We start from the raw sequence: 17,978 nt of genomic DNA, 5'->3' as shown, positions 1-17,978 counted from the left end.
TTTGCGTCTTTTCGTAAAACCGCTACAATGTAACAAGTGATGTTTTTAAATGTACGTTTACAGTTGGGAACATTTGTTCTATTATAATAGTAGGTTTTGTCGTGTAGAAAGGAGCCGATGGAAAATTGTCGAGTCAAAATCAAGTATATTCAGATGATTCCATACAAGTATTAGAAGGTTTGGAGGCCGTACGTAAGAGACCTGGAATGTATATAGGGTCTACCGATCAACGCGGCCTTCATCATCTCGTCTATGAGATTGTAGACAACTCAGTAGATGAAGCTTTAGCTGGGTTTGGTAAACAATTAACAGTTACTCTTCATCGTGATGGGAGTGTTTCTGTGGCTGATGAAGCCCGCGGGATGCCCACAGGGATGCACCAGACAGGAAAGCCCACTCCTGAGGTTATACTAACGGTCCTTCACGCTGGAGGTAAATTTGGACAAGGCGGCTATAAGTCAAGTGGAGGGTTGCACGGTGTCGGTGCTTCAGTCGTAAACGCCTTATCGGAGTGGCTGGACGTGCATATATTCAGGGACGGTGAAAAATTTTATCAAAGGTTTGAGAATGGCGGAGTTCCCGTTACTTCCCTGGAGAACAGGGGGCCGACAAGAAAGTCAGGGACCACTATCCACTTTAAACCGGACACCTCTATTTTTTCGGTTACGAAATTTAATTATGAAACTCTCTCTGAACGTCTTAGAGAAGCAGCTTTCCTTCTTAAAGGTTTTAAAATTAACCTAAAAGATGAACGGGAAGGTTTAGAAGACTCCTATCAGTTTAACGATGGGATTGAGTCTTTTGTATCTTACTTAAATGAAGAAAAAGATACGCTTCATCCTGTAGTTTCTTTTGAAGGGGAGCATGCGCAAATTGAAGTAGATTTTGCCTTTCAATTTAATGATGGCTTTACTGACAGCATTCTTTCGTTCGTTAACAACGTTCGAACGAAAGACGGTGGAACGCATGAGTCAGGGGCAAAGTCAGCGATTACGAGAGTTTTTAATGATTACGCCAGACGGGCGCAGCATTTAAAGGAGAAAGATAAAAATCTTGAAGGCAATGATATTCGTGAAGGATTTACGGCAATTATCTCTGTTCGTATTCCTGAGGAATTGCTGCAATTTGAAGGACAGACAAAAAGTAAGCTGGGTACCTCAGAAGCACGCTCTTCAGTTGATGCAGTAGTAGCAGAGCAGCTATCTTATTTTCTTGAAGAGAACCCTGATGTTTCATCAATGCTCGTTAAAAAAGCTATTCGTGCTAAAGAAGCTAGAGAAGCCGCACGAAAAGCTCGAGAAGATGCGCGTTCAGGTAAGAAACGCAAGCGTAAAGATGCATTACTGAGCGGAAAGTTAACGCCGGCGCAGTCTCGTAACGCTGAGAAAAACGAGCTTTATTTAGTGGAGGGTGATTCTGCTGGTGGTTCAGCAAAGCAAGGCCGCGATCGAAAGTTTCAAGCTGTGCTTCCTTTACGAGGCAAAGTGATTAACACCGAAAAAGCAAAAATAGCAGATATTTTTAAAAACGAAGAAATCTCAACAATTATTAATACAATTGGAGCGGGAGTAGGCGGAGATTTTGACGTTGAAGATTGTAATTATAATAAAGTTGTCATTATGACGGATGCAGATACAGATGGAGCTCATATTCAGGTTCTGCTGCTCACGTTCTTCTATCGTTACATGCGTCCATTAGTGGAATCCGGTAAAGTATTTATTGCGCTTCCACCTTTGTATAAAGTATCAAAAGGAAAAGGTAAAAAAGAAAAGACCGAGTACGCCTGGGATGAAGAAGGCATGCAAAAGATTATAAAAGAGTTTAAGAATGGCTATACGATTCAGCGTTATAAAGGTCTCGGCGAGATGAATGCCGAGCAGCTGTGGGAAACCACGATGAATCCAGAAACTAGAACATTAATCCGGGTGACTATAGATGATTTAGCACGCGCAGAACGTCGAGTAACAACGTTAATGGGTGACAAAGTCGAACCTCGCCGTAAATGGATTGAATCCCACGTAGCTTTCGGTCTTGAAGACGAAGCGAATATTTTAGAAAATGAGAAAATCGAGAAATAAAAGGGGGATTTTCTGTTGGCTGAGGCAGAGAAGTATTTAGATTTACCACTAGAGGAAGTACTTGGCGACCGGTTTGGACGCTATAGTAAATACATCATTCAAGAACGGGCTTTACCTGATGCCAGAGACGGGTTGAAGCCCGTTCAGCGCCGCATACTGTACGCGATGCATCAAGAGAAAAATACCCATGATAAAGCTTACCGTAAGTCAGCTAAAACGGTAGGTACGGTGATCGGTAACTACCATCCTCACGGCGATACCTCGGTTTATGATGCCATGGTGCGGTTAAGTCAAAATTGGAAAGTAAGAAAATCACTGGTTGAAATGCATGGAAACAACGGTAGCGTTGACGGAGATCCACCGGCTGCTATGCGTTATACGGAGGCAAGGTTATCAAGTATTTCTTCTGAATTGTTAAGAGATATTGAAAAAGATACGGTAGAACACATTCCTAACTTTGATGATACAATTCACGAGCCTACCGTTTTGCCTGCAAAGTTCCCTAATCTACTAGCAAATGGAGCTACAGGTATTTCAGCAGGTTATGCGACAGAAATCCCTCCTCATAACCTTGGGGAAGTGATTGATGCGGTAATTATGAGAATTGATAAACCTGCATCCTCCGTAGATGAATTAATGACGAAAATAAAAGGGCCGGATTTTCCAACCGGAGGTATTCTTCAGGGAATTGAAGGATTGAAAAAAGCATACGAGACAGGTAAAGGCAAAATTATACTAAGAGGTAAAGCATACATTCAGACGGTGCGAGGCGGCAGAGAACAAATCGTTATTGATGAAATTCCTTATGAAGTGAATAAAGCAACACTTGTGAAACGTATGGATGAGTTACGAATTGATCGTAAGGTTGAGGGGATTTCTGAGGTGCGTGATGAAACGGACCGTACAGGAATGAGAATTGTAGTCGAGTTAAAGAAAGATGCAAACAGTGAAGGTGTCTTAAATTACTTGTACAAGCACACAGACTTGCAAATTACGTATAACTTTAACATGGTGGCCATTTATGATCGCAAACCAACGCTGTTGAGTTTACCTCAAATGCTGGATGCTTACATTGCTCACCAAAAAGAAGTCGTGACCCGACAGTCCATATTTGATTTAAACAAAGCTCAAAAAAGAGCCCATATTGTCGAAGGATTAATTAAAGCGATCTCTATCTTAGATGAAGTCATTGCTACGATTCGTGCTTCTAAAGATAAAGCGGATGCTAAACACCAGTTAATCCAAGCGTATGGATTTACGGAAGAACAAGCTGAGGCTATTGTTACTTTACAGCTTTACCGATTAACGAATACTGATATTACAGAACTGCAAAAAGAAGCCGAAGAGCTAAATAAGCAAATTGCGTACCTTCAAACCCTTCTAGCGAGTGAAAATAAACTTTTCAATGTCATTAAAGCGGATCTTCGTTCGATGAAAAAGAAATATGCGGATGACCGTATGACGAGAATTCAAGAAAAGGTGGAAGAATTAAAGGTAGATTTAGAAGTTACTGTAGCAAGCGAAGATATTGTGGTATCTGTAACGAAAGATGGGTATGTAAAGCGGACAAGTTTACGTTCTTATGGGGCTTCTAATGGGGAAGGCCTTGCCTTAAAAGATGGCGATCACGTCCTGCGGCTGCTTGAAATTAATACGACTGATACTATTTTATTATTTACGAATCTAGGGAAATATCTGTACCTCCCTGTTCATAAACTCCCGGATATTCGCTGGAAAGATCTTGGCCAGCATATTGCTAATATCGTTTCGATTGATAAGGAAGAGTATTTAATCGATGCGATCCCGATTCGTGAATATAAAGATGATCAGTACCTGCTGTTTTTTACGAAAAGCGGCATGGTTAAGAAAAGTGAACTCACTCTCTATCAAGCGACACGCCATTCCAAGCCTTTAATTGCTGTTAATTTAAAAGGGGATGATGAAGTCGTAGATGTACATTTAACCAATGGCCAGTCCGACTTATTTATCGCCTCTAATAAAGCGTATGGCTTATGGTACTCTGAGGAAGAAGTCAATACTGTAGGACAACGAGCGTCGGGAGTTAAGGCCATTCAATTAAAAGAGGGAGAACGTGTGGTATCTGGCCAGGTTTTTGATGTAGAAACGGATCCTTCCTTATTGCTCACCACCCATAGAGGTGCGGTGAAGAGGATGCGCCTTAAAGAATTCGAACGGACATCTCGAGCCAAACGCGGCGTTATTATGCTGCGGGAGTTAAAGAAAAATCCTCATCAAGTGGTCGATGTTCAAGCTGTATCTAATCAAGATACACTTGTTGTCAAGACTGTAAAAGATAAACTGTTAACTGTCCAACCTATGGACTTTAAGGCAAACGACCGTTATAGTAACGGCTCCTACGTACTCGATATTGAGCAGAGTGGAGAGGTAACGGAGACATGGATTGAACCTAAATATGAAAAACCATTTATGATAGATGAATCGTAAAAAATTAAAGACTCTTTCCTTTCTCGAAAGGAGAGTCTTTTTTTGTATATTGGTTTTAAAAATGGGAAATGTTGTGTTTTTTAAAAATTATGATAAGATGAATGTATATTCAGTTTGAGGGGATGGTGTATGTTAAATTTAAGAGACCGAATTATCGAGCAATCACTGGGTTTATTTGATCGGTATGGTTATCATGGCGTAACAGTAAAGCAAATTGTAGAGGCTTCTGAAACGTCAAAAGGCGGATTTTATCATCACTTTCAATCTAAAGATGAGCTTCTTTTCGTTATTCACGATGCTTTCATTACATATGTGTCTAAAGAAGCGAGGCGAGCTGACAAAACACACACTTCACCTATTGATAAAATTCAGGAGATTACGAGAGTCTTCGTGAAAGTATTTGATCTCTATAAACCTCACCTTTCCGTTTTCTATCAGGAAAGTAAATACTTAAAGCCGGAATATGAAAAGCTAATCAAGCAAAAACGAGATGAGTTTAAAAATTTAATTTTGCAAGTAATTATTGAAGGACAGCAGTCTGGGCATTTTCGAAAAGAACTGCCTCCATCGCTTGTAAGCATGGCTATTTTAGGAATGGTAAACTGGATGTATAAATGGTATCGGCGGGATGGTGAATATTCGATTGACGAAATTGCAGACGTGTTTATCGATCTTATACTTCATTCACTGCTGCCATCCAACGAATCAGCTTTTTATCAAGATCAAATGTTACACATCCCTTTTTTTTACGAAGGAAAGTAAACGCTTACATTTATTTCTGTCCAATACAGACCAACCAGTCGGTCTTTAAACGAGGGGGAAGCTTTATGAATTTCGAGTTAACGAAAGAACAAGAGATGACTAGAAAAATGGTGAGAGATTTCGCAGATGGAGTGATACGCCCGCGGGCAATTGAGATTGATCACAAAGCTGAATTTCCAGAAGATATTTTTAAAGAAATGGGTCAATTAGGCCTGCTCGGTATTCCATTTCCAGAGGAATATGGCGGAGCTGGGGGAGATACAGTCACTTATGCTTTAGCCGTGGAAGAAATCGGGAAAGTGTGCGGGTCAACTGGGTTAAGTTACGCAGCTGCTGTTTCACTTGGAGCAAGTCCGATTTATTATTTCGGATCAGAGGAACAGAAACAAGAATTTCTCATTCCTTTAGCCAAAGGGGAAGGTTTAGCTTCCTTTGGTTTAACCGAGCCGAATGCCGGGTCAGATGCTGGTGGCACAAAAACACGAGCAGAGCTGAATGGAGATCACTACGTCATCAATGGGGAAAAATGCTGGATTACGAACGCGGAATATGCACGGTCCATTACAGTAACAGCGGTGTCTGGTAAACGTGAAGACGGGAAAAATATCATTTCTGCTTTTATTATTCCAAAAGATACACCAGGTATGAAGATAACAAGTCCGTATGAAAAAATGGGCGTGAGAGGATCAAATACTTCAGAAATAATTTTAGAAGATGTTCGTGTACCAAAACAAAATATTTTAGGTGATCCCACTGGAGGCTTTAAACAATTTCTGTATACGTTAGATGGAGGACGTATCTCCATCGGCGCACTGGCCGTCGGGATCGCGCAAGCTTCCCTAGATAAAGCATTAGCTTATGCTAAAGATAGAAAGCAGTTTGGACAATCGATTTCAAACTTTCAAGCGATTCAATTTAAACTAGCTGATATGGCGATGGAAGTAGAACTGGCTCGAAATATGGTTTTAAAAGCAGCTTGGCTGAAGGACCAGAAGAAAAACTTCTCTAAAGAAGCAGCTTATGCCAAACTTTTTGCTTCTGAAACAAGCTTCCGTTCAGCAAATCAGGCGATTCAAATTCATGGGGGTTATGGTTACATGCAGGAGTACGAGGTCGAACGATATTTACGAGATGCGAAGCTTCTTGAAATCGGAGAAGGTACCTCTGAAGTTCAACGCCTCGTCATTGCTCGTCAATTAGGCTGCTAAATTTAAAGGAGGGTTAGGATGTCTCTATTAAAAATGACTGTTGGAGAGTTACTAGAAAAGCAAGTGGAACTATATCCGGAACACGAAGCCTTTGTATATCCTCAATTAAACTTGAGAAAAACGTATAAAGAATTTAATGATATGGTCGACAAAGCGGCTAAAGGGCTTATGGCGTTAGGCATTGAAAAGGGCGATCATATGGCTATCTGGTCAGATAACAAACCAGAGTGGCTCACTTCCCAGTTTGCAACAGGAAAAATGGGAGCCGTTCTCGTTACCGTAAATACCAATTATCGGGCGCAGGAGCTGGAGTATCTTTTAAAACAATCAGATGCTTCCACACTCGTTTTAGCAGAAGAATTTAGAGGTGTCTCCTACATCGATATTTTAAAAGAAATCTGTCCAGAACTTGAGCATTCCCCTAAAGGAGACTTACAAAGTGAAAAGCTTCCCCGATTAAAAAATGTCATTGTGTTAAGTGATCAGGAACATCCAGGTTGTTATACGTGGGAGGACGTCATCCGCGGCAGCCGTTCTGTTAGTGATTCCATGTTGGAAGACCGTCACGCCTCCCTGCATTATGAAGATGTCATTAATATGCAGTACACGTCTGGCACGACAGGATTCCCTAAAGGTGTCATGCTCAGTCACTATAATATTGTAAACAATGGGAATCAAGTGGCGGACTGCATGCGTCTTACCAACGAAGATCGCTTATGTATTCCCGTGCCTTTTTTCCATTGTTTCGGCTGTGTGTTAGGAACGATGGCGGCTGTCTCAAAAGGTACCACGATGGTCATCCTTGAACAATTTGACCCCGAAGCGGTGTTAAAAGCAGTCACGGAAGAAGCTTGCACAGGGCTTCACGGTGTACCGACGATGTTTATTGCTGAATTAAACCATCCAAGTTTTGATAAATATAAGCCGACTACTCTTCGAACAGGCATTATGGCAGGGTCGACTTGTCCAATGGAAGTAATGAAAGATGTCATGAATAAAATGGGGGCGGATGAAATTACAATTGCTTATGGGCAAACGGAATCTTCCCCTGTGATTACGCAAACAAGAACAGACGACCCGATAGAGCTTCGCGTGAAATCGGTTGGAAAAGCTCACCCGAATGTAGAAGTTAAAGTCATTGATCCAGCGACTAGAGAAGAAAATGAACCAGGCATTCCTGGAGAATTATGTACACGCGGTTACCTCGTAATGAAAGGCTATTACAAAAATGAAGAAGCGACACAAGCCACGATTGACGAGGAGCAGTGGCTTCATACGGGCGATATTGCCGTCATGGACGAAAATGGGTATGTGGAAATTACGGGGCGGATGAAGGATATGATTATTCGTGGGGGAGAAAATGTGTACCCTAGAGAAATTGAAGAGTTTCTTTATCAACATCCGGACATTCTTGACGTTCAAGTGATCGGCGTTCCGGATGCCAAATATGGGGAAGAGATTATGGCCTTTGTGATTCCTAAAGAAAACACACATCCAAGTGAGGAAGACATTCGAAAATTCTGCGATGGACGAATTTCCAAACATAAAATCCCGCGCTACATTCGTTTAACAGACGAGTACCCAATGACGGCTAGTGGAAAAATTCAAAAGTATAAGTTAAAAGAAGTGGCCCTTGAAACATTGAGTACAAACGAATAGGAGGGGAAGATACATGTTTACAAAGCTGTTAATCGCCAATCGAGGAGAAATTGCTGCACGAATTATACGAACATGCAAGCGGCTTAACATTCAGTCGGTAGCTGTCTATTCAGAAGCGGATCAAGACGCGCCGTACGTGAAAGAAGCGGACGAAAGCTATTTAATAGGAAAACCCCGTGTTAATGAATCTTACTTAAATATCGATAAAATTATTAAAGTTGCTAAAGATTCCGGGGCAGAAGCCGTACATCCCGGCTATGGCTTATTAAGTGAAAATGCTGCATTCGCTAAACGTGTAGAAGAAGATGGACTCACGTTCATCGGTCCGTCTGCTGAAGTGATTGCAAAAATGGGCGATAAAGTAGAAGCGCGAAACGTCATGAAACAAGCCGGCGTTCCTGTCGTCCCGGGAACGATGGATGCGGTGAGTAATGTTAACGAGGCTAGAGAGGTAGCCGAAGACATAGGCTATCCTGTGATGGTCAAAGCTGCTGCAGGCGGTGGAGGTATTGGCATGCAGGCCGTGTCTTCAAGTGAAGAACTTGAAAAAGCATTTGAAGGAAATCAAAAGCGGGCGAAAACCTTTTTTGGTGATGGAAAAATGTTTATCGAAAAGCAAATCTTAAACCCGAGACATATTGAAATTCAAGTACTCGCTGATCTTCATGGGCATGCTCTTCATCTATTTGAAAGAGAATGCTCCATCCAAAGAAGACATCAAAAAGTAATTGAAGAAGCTCCCTCTCCTTTTTTATCCGAAGAAACGCGTGAAAAAATGGGAGAAAGTGCACTTCAAGCCGTACGCACGCTTGGTTACGCCAATGCAGGAACGATTGAATTTTTAGTTGATGAAGACGAAAACTTTTATTTTCTAGAAATGAACACACGGCTGCAAGTTGAACATCCAGTTACAGAAGAGATCACGGGTGTGGATTTAGTGGAACAACAGCTGAGGATCGCTTTTGGAGAAGCTTTAACGTTAAAGCAAAACGATCTTGTCATTAATGGCCATGCGATTGAAGTACGCGTCTATGCAGAAGATTCAAATACCTTTTATCCTTCACCTGGCCAGTTGACAAAGCTGTCATTACCGAAAGACGAAGGAGTCAGGCACGAGTTAGCCGTACACTCTACTTCAGTGGTGTCTCCTTTTTACGACCCTATGATCGCTAAGTTGATCGTTCATGGAGATACAAGAGACGAAGCAATTGACAAACTAACGGCTGCGCTTCATCAATATGAGATAGAAGGAATTAAAAGTAACTTAACAATGCTGAAGCGGATTGTGACGAATGAGCAATACTTACAAGGCAATACGACCACCTCATTCATCCAAGACTATTATTTACCAGCTATCACAAAACCGTAAGGAGGAAAAATAATGACAGAAATTAAAGCATCCATGGCCGGAAGTGTATGGAAAATTGTGGCGCAGGCAGGGGAGCAAGTAGGCATGGGAGACGATATCGTAATTTTAGAATCTATGAAAATGGAAATTCCTATCGCTTCAGAAGAAGAAGGTACCGTGAAGGAGTTAAAAGTAGCAGAAGGCGATTTTGTCAATGAAGGAGACGTTATCGCGATTATCGAGTCATAAGGAGCGTCAGTATGAACGGACTGCCTGAATTTGTCACTGTCAAAGAAGTGGGACCACGCGATGGTCTTCAAAATGAAGCAGAACACATACCTACAGAATTTAAAGTGGAATGGATGGATCTGCTATCAGAAGCAGGCTATTCCTCCATCGAATTTAGTTCTTTTGTCCATCCAAAATGGATTCCTCAATTAAAAGATGCGAAACAAGTCGCTGAGCAAATGACAAGAAACCCAAATATCACTTACGCAGCACTCGTCCCAAACAAAAAAGGATTAGAAGCTGCGCTTGAAGCGGATATCGATGAAGTTGCTGTATTTATGTCTGCTAGTGAGACCCATAACTTGAAAAACATAAACAAAACGATACAGGATACTTTTCCTGTATTGAAGGAAGTCATACAAGAAGCAAAGCACCATAACAAACGAGTGCGCGGCTATGTGTCGACGGTATTTGGATGTCCATATGAAGGAGAAGTGCCTATCTCTCAAGTGTTACACGTATGTCAGCAATTGATAGACATGGGAGTTGATGAGATTTCACTAGGAGATACCATTGGCGTGGCCGATCCTTTGCAAGTCGAACAATTTCTCAAAACGATAGAGGGGAAAATGGATTTTAACCGCCTTGCGATGCATTTTCATAACACTCATGGCATGGCATTAGCGAATACTCTCGTATCTCTCAAGCATGGCATTACTATTTTTGATAGTTCACTCGGTGGACTCGGCGGATGTCCCTATGCGAAAGGTGCGTCGGGAAACTTAGCTACTGATGATTTAGTGCACATGCTTCACAAAATGGGAATACAGACTGGAATACGTGAAACGAAGTTAAAAGAAGCGGCTTTATTCATCCAGCAGGCTATCCAAAAAGAATTACCTAGCCATCAAATGCAAATTTATAACCGTATGGACCAAGGGGAGGGCTGTTAATGGCTGGTGTTGAACTTGAATTTATTGATTCACAGATTGCTTTACTCACGTTAACTCGAAAAGAAGCGGCCAACAGTTTATCCATTGAACTGCTCGATGAACTTTCCGAACGGTTGGACGAAATTGAAGCGTCCAATGCCAGAGTTGCTGTAATCACCGGAAGTGGTGAAAAAGCGTTCTGCGCTGGTGCCGATTTAAAAGAACGAGCAGGAATGTCAGATGAGGAAGTTGTGCAAACCGTTAAAAAAATCAGAGATACGGTCATGAAGCTCGAACAGCTGTCGATTCCGACGATCGCCATGATAAACGGTGCGGCGTATGGTGGGGGGCTTGAATTAGCCCTGGCTTGTGATATCCGTACGATGAGTGAATCTGCTAAATGCGGCTTAACTGAAACATCGTTAGCTATTATTCCCGGGGCAGGAGGGACACAGCGTCTGCCTCGATTAATCGGATTAGGAAAAGCGAAAGAGCTTATTTTTACAGCAACACCTGTGACTGCCGCAGAAGCTCTGACCATTAGTCTTGTGGAACATGTCTATCCCGGTGATCAATTAGTAGAACAAACATTAACCATGGCAAGAGCGATCGCTAAAAATGGTCCAGTCGCCTTAAAAATGGCGAAGACTTCCATACAATATGGAAACGAGACAGACTTACGAACGGGCCTTGAATTCGAACGACAGTGTTATAAGCAAACCATTCCAACTCTTGATCGTACAGAAGGGCTGAGAGCCTTTAAAGAAAAACGCAAGCCTGAGTATACCGGAAAATAGGGAGGGAGACTTAAAATGAACGAAACGTTACAGTCAATGCAGGAGAAAGTAGCTTCAGGCGGACTGGAAAAATATCATAAAAGCAATCGCAGCAAGGGAAAGATGTTCGTCAGAGAAAGACTGCAGCGATTATTCGATGATGATATAAACATTGAGGATGCTTTCTTTGCCAATTGTATGGATGGATCATTACCAGCTGATGGAGTCGTCACTGGTATTGGAAAAATTAATGGAGAGCAAGTATGTGTGATGGCTAATGATTCAACCGTTAAAGCAGGGTCATGGGGCGCACGTACCGTTGAAAAAATTATCCGTATCCAAGAAACAGCGATGAAACTTGAAGTACCGATGTTATACTTAGTGGATTCTGCAGGGGCAAGAATAACCGACCAGGTGGACATGTTTCCTAACCGAAGAGGAGCGGGACGTATTTTCCATAATCAAATAAAGTTATCAGGACGCGTGCCTCAAGTCTGTTTGTTATTTGGACCATCAGCAGCTGGAGGAGCTTACATCCCTGCCTTTTGTGATATTGTGGTCATGGTAGAAGGTAATGCCTCCATGTACTTGGGATCACCGAGAATGGCCGAGAAAGTAATTGGAGAAAAGGTTAGCTTAGAAGAAATGGGCGGAGCTAAAATGCATTGTTCCATTTCTGGCTGCGGCGATGTTTTAGCCAGTGACGAAGAGGAAGCAATCAATTATGCGCGCCGTTATTTGAGCTACTTTCCGTCTAATTTTAGAAGTATACCTAAGCGAAGGGAAACGATCGATCCGCCTGAATTAGAAAAAAGTATCGCCGATCTTATTCCGCAGAACCAAAACGCACCTTTTGATATGTATCATTTGATTGAGCGGCTCATTGATGAGGAATCTTTTTGCGAAATTAAAAAGAAATTTGCTCCAGAGCTGATCACAGGATTAGCTCGCATCGATGGACGTACGGTTGGTATTATCGCTAATCAGCCTCGAGCAAAAGGAGGCGTGCTGTTTCCGGATTCTGCAGATAAAGCAGCTAAATTTATGCAGCTGTGTGACGCGTTTAATATCCCACTGCTATTCTTAGTAGATATTCCAGGCTTCATGATCGGAACGAAGGTAGAACGAGCAGGAATTATTCGTCACGGAGCAAAAATGCTTTCAGCCATGAGTGAAGCAACCGTTCCTAAAATATCAGTGATTGTTCGCAAGGCTTATGGAGCAGGCTTATATGCGATGGCAGGCCCTGCTTTTGAACCAGATGCCTGTATTGCATTACCATCAGCACAAATTGCTGTTATGGGACCGGAAGCGGCTGTAAATGCTGTATATGCGAACAAAATTGCTGCGCTTGATGAAGCAGAGCGTCCTGCTTTTATAAAAGAAAAACAAGAAGAATATAAAGAGAATATCGATTTATATCGCTTAGCCTCAGAAATGGTTATTGATGATATCGTACAGCCTGAGAGGCTGAGACAAGATTTAATGCTTCGCTTTGAAGCCTATCAAAGTAAAAATGTCACGTTTACGGAACGTAAGCACGGCGTGTATCCTGTCTAATGAAAAAGTGCCACTAAGCAGTGGCACTTTTTTAATCCTTTATTTTTTGGTCAGCTCTCGTTTGCCTATTGCTTGGATTTCCTCCACCGTATGAGAGTTTTCAAGAGCACTAAGATCCCCTGCTGGTTTATCTAAATAAGCCGATTTAATAGCTCTTCTCATCACTTTAGCATTTCTTGTTTTGGGCAGATCAGACACTGCGTAAATTTTACGAGGGGCCAATGCTTTGCCTAATTTACGAATGACATATTCTTTTATTTCATCTATTAATGATTCCTGTTGCTGAGCAGAGGCGTCTAACACAATAAAGGCCACAGGTTCTTCACCCTTCACATCATGAGGCACGCCAATTACACCTGCTTCCGTGACAGCATCGTGCCCAACAAGTACGGATTCAACTTCAGCAGGTCCTAATCGTTTTCCAGCAACATTGAGAACGTCATCTGAGCGGCCAGTGATCGTGTAAAAACCTTCATCATCTACGGTGATCCAATCCCCATGAACCCATATATCTTCAAAGCGGCTCCAGTACGTTTCGTGATAGCGTTCATCATCTTCAAAAAACCCTTTCGTCATTCCTACCCATGGCTGCTTAATGACGAGCTCTCCGACTTCATTTGATAATGATTTTCCTTGCTCATCATAGACATCAACGTCCATCCCAGGTAAGGCAGCGTTAAATGTCACAGGTTGGATAGGCTTAACGAGTACGTTACCCAAAATACCTCCTGAAATCTCAGTACCTCCTGAGTAATTAAAAATCGGAACTTTTGATCGGCCTACATGTTCAAAAAGCCATTTCCACGGTTCAGGATTCCAAGGTTCACCCGTAGAACCGATGAGACGGAGAGACGATAAATCATGTTTATCAATCCATTTTGTTCCATGTTTAATCATAGAGCGAATAAGCGTAGGGGAGATTCCTAAGTGAGTAACCTGGTAATCATCAACCATTCTCCACAGGCGATCAGGTTCTTCGTAATCAGGAGTTCCTTCAAACATTATAATAGAGGATCCATTTAAAAGACCACCGTATACGAGAAATGGACCCATCATCCATCCCATATCCGTATACCAGAAGAACGTATCATCTTGTTTTACATCCATCGCCAGGCCAGCATCAAATGCAGCTTTAATAGGAAAGCCAGCGTGAGTATGGAGTACGCCTTTGGGTCTTCCAGTCGTCCCTGACGTATAAATCAACATAAATGGGTCATTCGATTTTGTATGATTAGTGGGATATGGATTTGGATTTTGCATAAGAGAATCGAAAGAAATATCTCTTTCCTTATTCCATGAAATCTCTTGATTGGTTCGTTTAACGACAATTACATGTTTCAGCTCGTTACATTGTTCTGCAGCTAGATCTGCTTCTTGTTTCATTGAGATTACTTTACCTCTTCGGTAAAAGCCATCAGCAGTAATTAACAGCTTAGAACGGGAAGCGCTTACACGAGTGGCGACAGCATCAGCCTTATACCCTGAGAAGGTAGGACAAATAACAGCTCCGACTTTTGAAATGGCGAGCATGGCAATTAATGTTTCTTTTAGCATTGGCAAATACAAAGTAACGATATCACCCGTTCCAATACCAATGTCCTCTAATCCATTCGCAAATGCGTCAACTTCTGTTTGAAGCTCCCTAAAAGTTAACGACGCTTTCTCACCATTATCTCCCTCCCAGTACAAGGCGATTTGATCTTGCGTAACTTTATCTTCAGCCCATTTGTCCAAAGCATTATGAGCCACATTAATTTCTCCTTCGACAAACCATTCCGGGTATTTAATTCCATTTGAAAGGTCCAGTGTCTTAGAATAATCTTTGTACCATTCGATCCCTAATACAGCGGAGGCTTGGTCCCAAAGCCATTCTATGTCCTGAATCGATTTTTTATAGAATGCGTCATAATGATCATATCCTAAGGATTTCATCCATTGGTAAAGTCTTGTGCTTTGTTTTCCTTCGTCAGTAGGGGTCCATGCAATTTCATATTCACTCATTGTCATCCTCCTTACAATTTACTGAAACTTTAAAATACTTCTATCTACAGTATAACTGAATTAAACATATGAATGAACATTCAATGTAGAGTTAAAAAATAGAATGTTTAAAAACATGAATACTTTTCTAGGAAGTTTGGGTATATAGAGGAGAAGACTTTGGTCAAATGGTGATTAATTGTGTTTCTTTTTTTATAATGGTAAAGTCAACATCGTAGGTATATGGTAAGATAATTTAAAAAATTATAATGTTTTCATTACCTGCACTGAATGAAAGAATGTTATTCTAAAATGGAATTGTTAATTGGAACTAGGAGGTAGATTATGAGGATTATAGTAGCAGGGGGAGACGGTTTTTGCGGATGGCCAACCGCATTATACTTATCAAAACAAGGTCACGAAGTAACCATCGTAGATAATTTAGCTAGAAGAAAAATAGATGATGAATTACACTCAAATTCGGTGACACCGATCGCGACATTAGAAGAGCGAGTAGCAAAATGGAAAGAACTCACTGGTAAAGAAATTCGTACATTTATTGGTGATCTAAACCATTATGATTTTCTTAGAGAAGTGTTCCGTCAAACGGAGCCAGAAGCTTTCGTACACTTTGCCGAGCAGCGCTCTGCACCTTATTCAATGATTGACCGTGAGCATGCTGCCTATACACAGACGAATAATGTAATTGGTAATCTAAATGTGCTGTATGCCATTAAAGAGTTTGCTCCAGAATGCCACCTGATTAAGCTCGGCACAATGGGTGAGTATGGGACGCCTAATATTGATATTGAAGAAGGGTATATTGAAATCGAACACAATGGAAGAAAAGATACTCTTCCTTATCCAAAGCAGCCTGGATCTTTCTATCATTTATCGAAGGTCCACGACAGTCACAACATTATGTTTGCTTGTAAAATCTGGGGTATACGAGCGACAGATTTAAACCAGGGGATCGTCTACGGTCTTCATACGGAAGAAACTCAGTTAGACTCTGTATTAGTCAATCGCGTAGATTATGATGGAGTATTCGGAACAGCTCTAAACCGTTTTATTAATCAAGCAGCGATCGGACATGATTTAACCGTTTACGGTTCTGGAGGACAAACACGTGCTTTCCTTAATATTGAAGATACTGTACGCTGCGTGGAGATTGCAGCTGAGAATCCAGCCGACCGTGGCGAGTTCCGAGTGTTTAACCAATTTACAGAATGGTTCTCCGTACAAGATCTAGCCGATCGAGTGCAAAAGATCGCGAAAGAAGAAGGGTTTGACACACAAGTAAAAAATATCGAAAACCCAAGAATAGAAAATGAAGATCATTACTACAACGCAAAAAATACGAAACTTCGCGACTTAGGCTTGGAGCCACATCTCTTAACAGATGAAGTGATTCGAGATATATTAAAAGTTGCTGTAGAAAATAAAGATCGAATCATTGAAGAGAACGTGCTACCATCTATTACTTGGAAGTAAGGAGTTTTCCGCTTTGAAAATCGCCATAATTACAGAAACATTCTTACCATCGACCGACGGAGTCGTAACAAGATTAAAAGAGGCTATTAAATATCTAAGACAACAAAACCATGAGATTGTTGTTATTGCTCCGGACTTTGGGGTAACTGAATATGAAGGTGCGATTGTTGAAGGGGTAAAAACAACTACTATGCCTTTCTACAGGTATAGAGAATTTTCTATGCCTCAGAAAAGAGTGAAGAGTTTACTTTTAAAGCATGATCCAGACCTTGTTCACGTCGTAAATCCTGCACTAGTTGGTGTTTCAGGTGTTTATTACGCGAGCAAGCTTGATTATCCATTATTAGCTTCTTATCACACACATGTACCTAAATATTTAGAGTATTATCGGTTGTATCCTTTTGTACCAATTGTTTGGTGGTATTTTAAGAAGCTTCATAACTATGCTCATTTAAACTTATGTACATCTAAAGCTATTCAAGGTGAGCTTATGGAAAAGAAATTCCATAATGTGCACGTTTGGGATCGAGGAGTAGCTATCGATCATTTTCATCCAAGTCATAGAAGTGAAGAAATGAGAAACAGATTATCAAATGGTGAGCCTGCCAATAAATTACTTGTTTTTGTCGGTAGATTAGCACCTGAAAAAGAAATTCATAAGATAAAGCCACTACTGGAACAGAGAGAGGACCTTTCTTTAGCCATCGTCGGTGATGGACCAGAAAAAGAATCTCTTGAAAAGATTTTTGCCGGGACAAAAACAACATTCACAGGGTTGCTGCATGGAGAGGAGCTTGCCCAGGCTTTCGCTTCATCAGACGCCTTAATCTTCCCGTCAGTCACAGAAACATTAGGGCTTGTAATTCTAGAATCCATGGCCTCAGGACTGCCTGTTATTGCAGCGAAAAGCGGGCCTACTATGGAGCAAGTGGAAGATGGGCATACAGGTTTGTTGTTTGAAAATGAAAATACGGACAGTATGATTGAAGCCATTAATCAACTTGAAGATGAAGAACTTTACACTCAACTAAGTACCAACGCCAGAGAAGAAGCAGAAAAGTTCAGTTGGCAGAAGCCTTCAGAGCAAATATTAGAATTTTACAAAGAAACATTAGAAGTATACGAACAAAATAAGGCAAAATCTAGATCTTCAAGGAAATCTAAAATTAAGGTCACAGAGTAAGCCAAAAATTCTGTGGCTTTTTTATTTTGTCTGTAAACAACAGTGGAGTTTGACTTAAAACTTAGTAGTAACTCCGAATTAAAATTTAAAACCATTACAATAAAATGAAAAAAGACCTGGATAAATTATAATGGATAGCAGCTAATGATTTATTAAGTGTGAATTATAGCATATAAGTTAAATGTAAAATAACTGGAGTTTACAGTTAATGAATTAAATAGAATGTTTTGTTGTATTTTAATTTTCAATTGTGTCTCACTATCAAGAGTATACTTAGCCATTGAGACATAATTGAGTTTTTATG

13 protein-coding genes are annotated in these 17,978 nt (G+C 41.1%); 12 read left to right on the top strand and 1 reads right to left on the bottom strand.

Annotated elements, in window-relative coordinates; translation table 11 throughout:
- Positions 1-125 precede the first annotated feature (125 nt).
- The 10 genes from parE (at position 126) to ACGTNH_RS10625 (ending at position 13,017) form a co-directional block, all read left to right on the top strand.
- On the top strand, positions 126-2,078 hold the full coding sequence (parE, locus tag ACGTNH_RS10670) for a DNA topoisomerase IV subunit B (protein WP_394586711.1): 1,953 nt from the start codon (positions 126-128) through the stop codon (positions 2,076-2,078).
- 15 nt (positions 2,079-2,093) lie between these two features.
- Positions 2,094-4,544 (top strand): DNA topoisomerase IV subunit A, encoded by a 2,451-nt coding sequence (gene parC / locus ACGTNH_RS10665; protein WP_394586710.1) that lies wholly within the window; start codon positions 2,094-2,096, stop codon positions 4,542-4,544.
- A 129-nt stretch (positions 4,545-4,673) separates the two neighbouring features.
- Positions 4,674-5,306: a TetR/AcrR family transcriptional regulator gene (locus ACGTNH_RS10660; RefSeq protein WP_394586709.1), complete on the top strand. Its 633-nt coding sequence runs from the start codon at positions 4,674-4,676 to the stop codon at positions 5,304-5,306.
- Positions 5,307-5,371: 65 nt separating this feature from the next.
- On the top strand, positions 5,372-6,514 hold the full coding sequence (locus ACGTNH_RS10655) for an acyl-CoA dehydrogenase family protein (protein WP_394586708.1): 1,143 nt from the start codon (positions 5,372-5,374) through the stop codon (positions 6,512-6,514).
- Between the two features lie 18 nt (positions 6,515-6,532).
- The gene (locus ACGTNH_RS10650; protein ID WP_394586706.1) at positions 6,533-8,173 is read left to right on the top strand and encodes an AMP-binding protein; all 1,641 of its coding nucleotides are present in this window, start codon (positions 6,533-6,535) and stop codon (positions 8,171-8,173) included.
- Between the two features lie 13 nt (positions 8,174-8,186).
- On the top strand, positions 8,187-9,542 hold the full coding sequence (locus ACGTNH_RS10645) for an acetyl-CoA carboxylase biotin carboxylase subunit (RefSeq protein ID WP_394586705.1): 1,356 nt from the start codon (positions 8,187-8,189) through the stop codon (positions 9,540-9,542).
- A 12-nt stretch (positions 9,543-9,554) separates the two neighbouring features.
- A complete protein-coding gene (locus tag ACGTNH_RS10640; protein WP_394586703.1) occupies positions 9,555-9,770 on the top strand; it encodes an acetyl-CoA carboxylase biotin carboxyl carrier protein subunit in 216 nt (71 codons plus the stop codon).
- 11 nt (positions 9,771-9,781) lie between these two features.
- A complete protein-coding gene (locus ACGTNH_RS10635; protein WP_394586702.1) occupies positions 9,782-10,702 on the top strand; it encodes a hydroxymethylglutaryl-CoA lyase in 921 nt (306 codons plus the stop codon).
- Entirely contained in the window at positions 10,702-11,478 is a 777-nt protein-coding gene (locus ACGTNH_RS10630; protein WP_394586700.1) for an enoyl-CoA hydratase-related protein, read from the top strand. The genes ACGTNH_RS10635 and ACGTNH_RS10630 overlap by 1 nt, the downstream gene beginning before the upstream one ends.
- Positions 11,479-11,493: 15 nt before the next feature.
- On the top strand, positions 11,494-13,017 hold the full coding sequence (locus tag ACGTNH_RS10625; protein WP_394586699.1) for an acyl-CoA carboxylase subunit beta: 1,524 nt from the start codon (positions 11,494-11,496) through the stop codon (positions 13,015-13,017).
- Between the two features lie 39 nt (positions 13,018-13,056).
- Here ACGTNH_RS10625 and ACGTNH_RS10620 read toward each other — a convergent pair whose 3' ends face one another.
- Complete coding sequence (locus ACGTNH_RS10620; protein WP_394586698.1) at positions 13,057-15,018, bottom strand: AMP-binding protein; 1,962 nt, start codon at positions 15,016-15,018, stop codon at positions 13,057-13,059.
- Between the two features lie 324 nt (positions 15,019-15,342).
- Here ACGTNH_RS10620 and ACGTNH_RS10615 point away from each other — a divergent pair, with 324 nt between their 5' ends.
- Positions 15,343-16,491 carry an NAD-dependent epimerase/dehydratase family protein gene (locus ACGTNH_RS10615; RefSeq protein ID WP_394586697.1) on the top strand — a complete coding sequence of 383 codons (1,149 nt, stop codon included), beginning with the start codon at positions 15,343-15,345 and terminating at the stop codon, positions 16,489-16,491.
- 13 nt (positions 16,492-16,504) lie between these two features.
- A complete protein-coding gene (locus ACGTNH_RS10610; RefSeq protein ID WP_394586695.1) occupies positions 16,505-17,674 on the top strand; it encodes a glycosyltransferase family 4 protein in 1,170 nt (389 codons plus the stop codon).
- The last annotated feature ends 304 nt before the right edge of the window (positions 17,675-17,978 follow it).

This window comes from Halobacillus sp. B23F22_1 (assembly GCF_043497005.1).
Taxonomy (GTDB): domain Bacteria; phylum Bacillota; class Bacilli; order Bacillales; family Halobacillaceae; genus Halobacillus_A.
Note: the sequence above shows the minus strand (reverse complement) of the source record. Positions and strands in the feature narration are given on the sequence as shown.

Bases quoted from the DNA above. Each gene is read 5' to 3' on its own strand.
- ACGTNH_RS10660 (WP_394586709.1), top strand. From the start codon at position 4,674: ATGTTAAATTTAAGAGACCGAATTATCGAGCAATCACTGGGTTTATTT.
- ACGTNH_RS10655 (WP_394586708.1), top strand. From the start codon at position 5,372: ATGAATTTCGAGTTAACGAAAGAACAAGAGATGACTAGAAAAATGGTG.
- ACGTNH_RS10650 (WP_394586706.1), top strand. From the start codon at position 6,533: ATGTCTCTATTAAAAATGACTGTTGGAGAGTTACTAGAAAAGCAAGTG.
- ACGTNH_RS10645 (WP_394586705.1), top strand. From the start codon at position 8,187: ATGTTTACAAAGCTGTTAATCGCCAATCGAGGAGAAATTGCTGCACGA.
- ACGTNH_RS10640 (WP_394586703.1), top strand. From the start codon at position 9,555: ATGACAGAAATTAAAGCATCCATGGCCGGAAGTGTATGGAAAATTGTG.
- ACGTNH_RS10635 (WP_394586702.1), top strand. From the start codon at position 9,782: ATGAACGGACTGCCTGAATTTGTCACTGTCAAAGAAGTGGGACCACGC.
- ACGTNH_RS10630 (WP_394586700.1), top strand. From the start codon at position 10,702: ATGGCTGGTGTTGAACTTGAATTTATTGATTCACAGATTGCTTTACTC.
- ACGTNH_RS10625 (WP_394586699.1), top strand. From the start codon at position 11,494: ATGAACGAAACGTTACAGTCAATGCAGGAGAAAGTAGCTTCAGGCGGA.
- ACGTNH_RS10620 (WP_394586698.1), bottom strand. From the start codon at position 15,018: ATGAGTGAATATGAAATTGCATGGACCCCTACTGACGAAGGAAAACAA.
- ACGTNH_RS10615 (WP_394586697.1), top strand. From the start codon at position 15,343: ATGAGGATTATAGTAGCAGGGGGAGACGGTTTTTGCGGATGGCCAACC.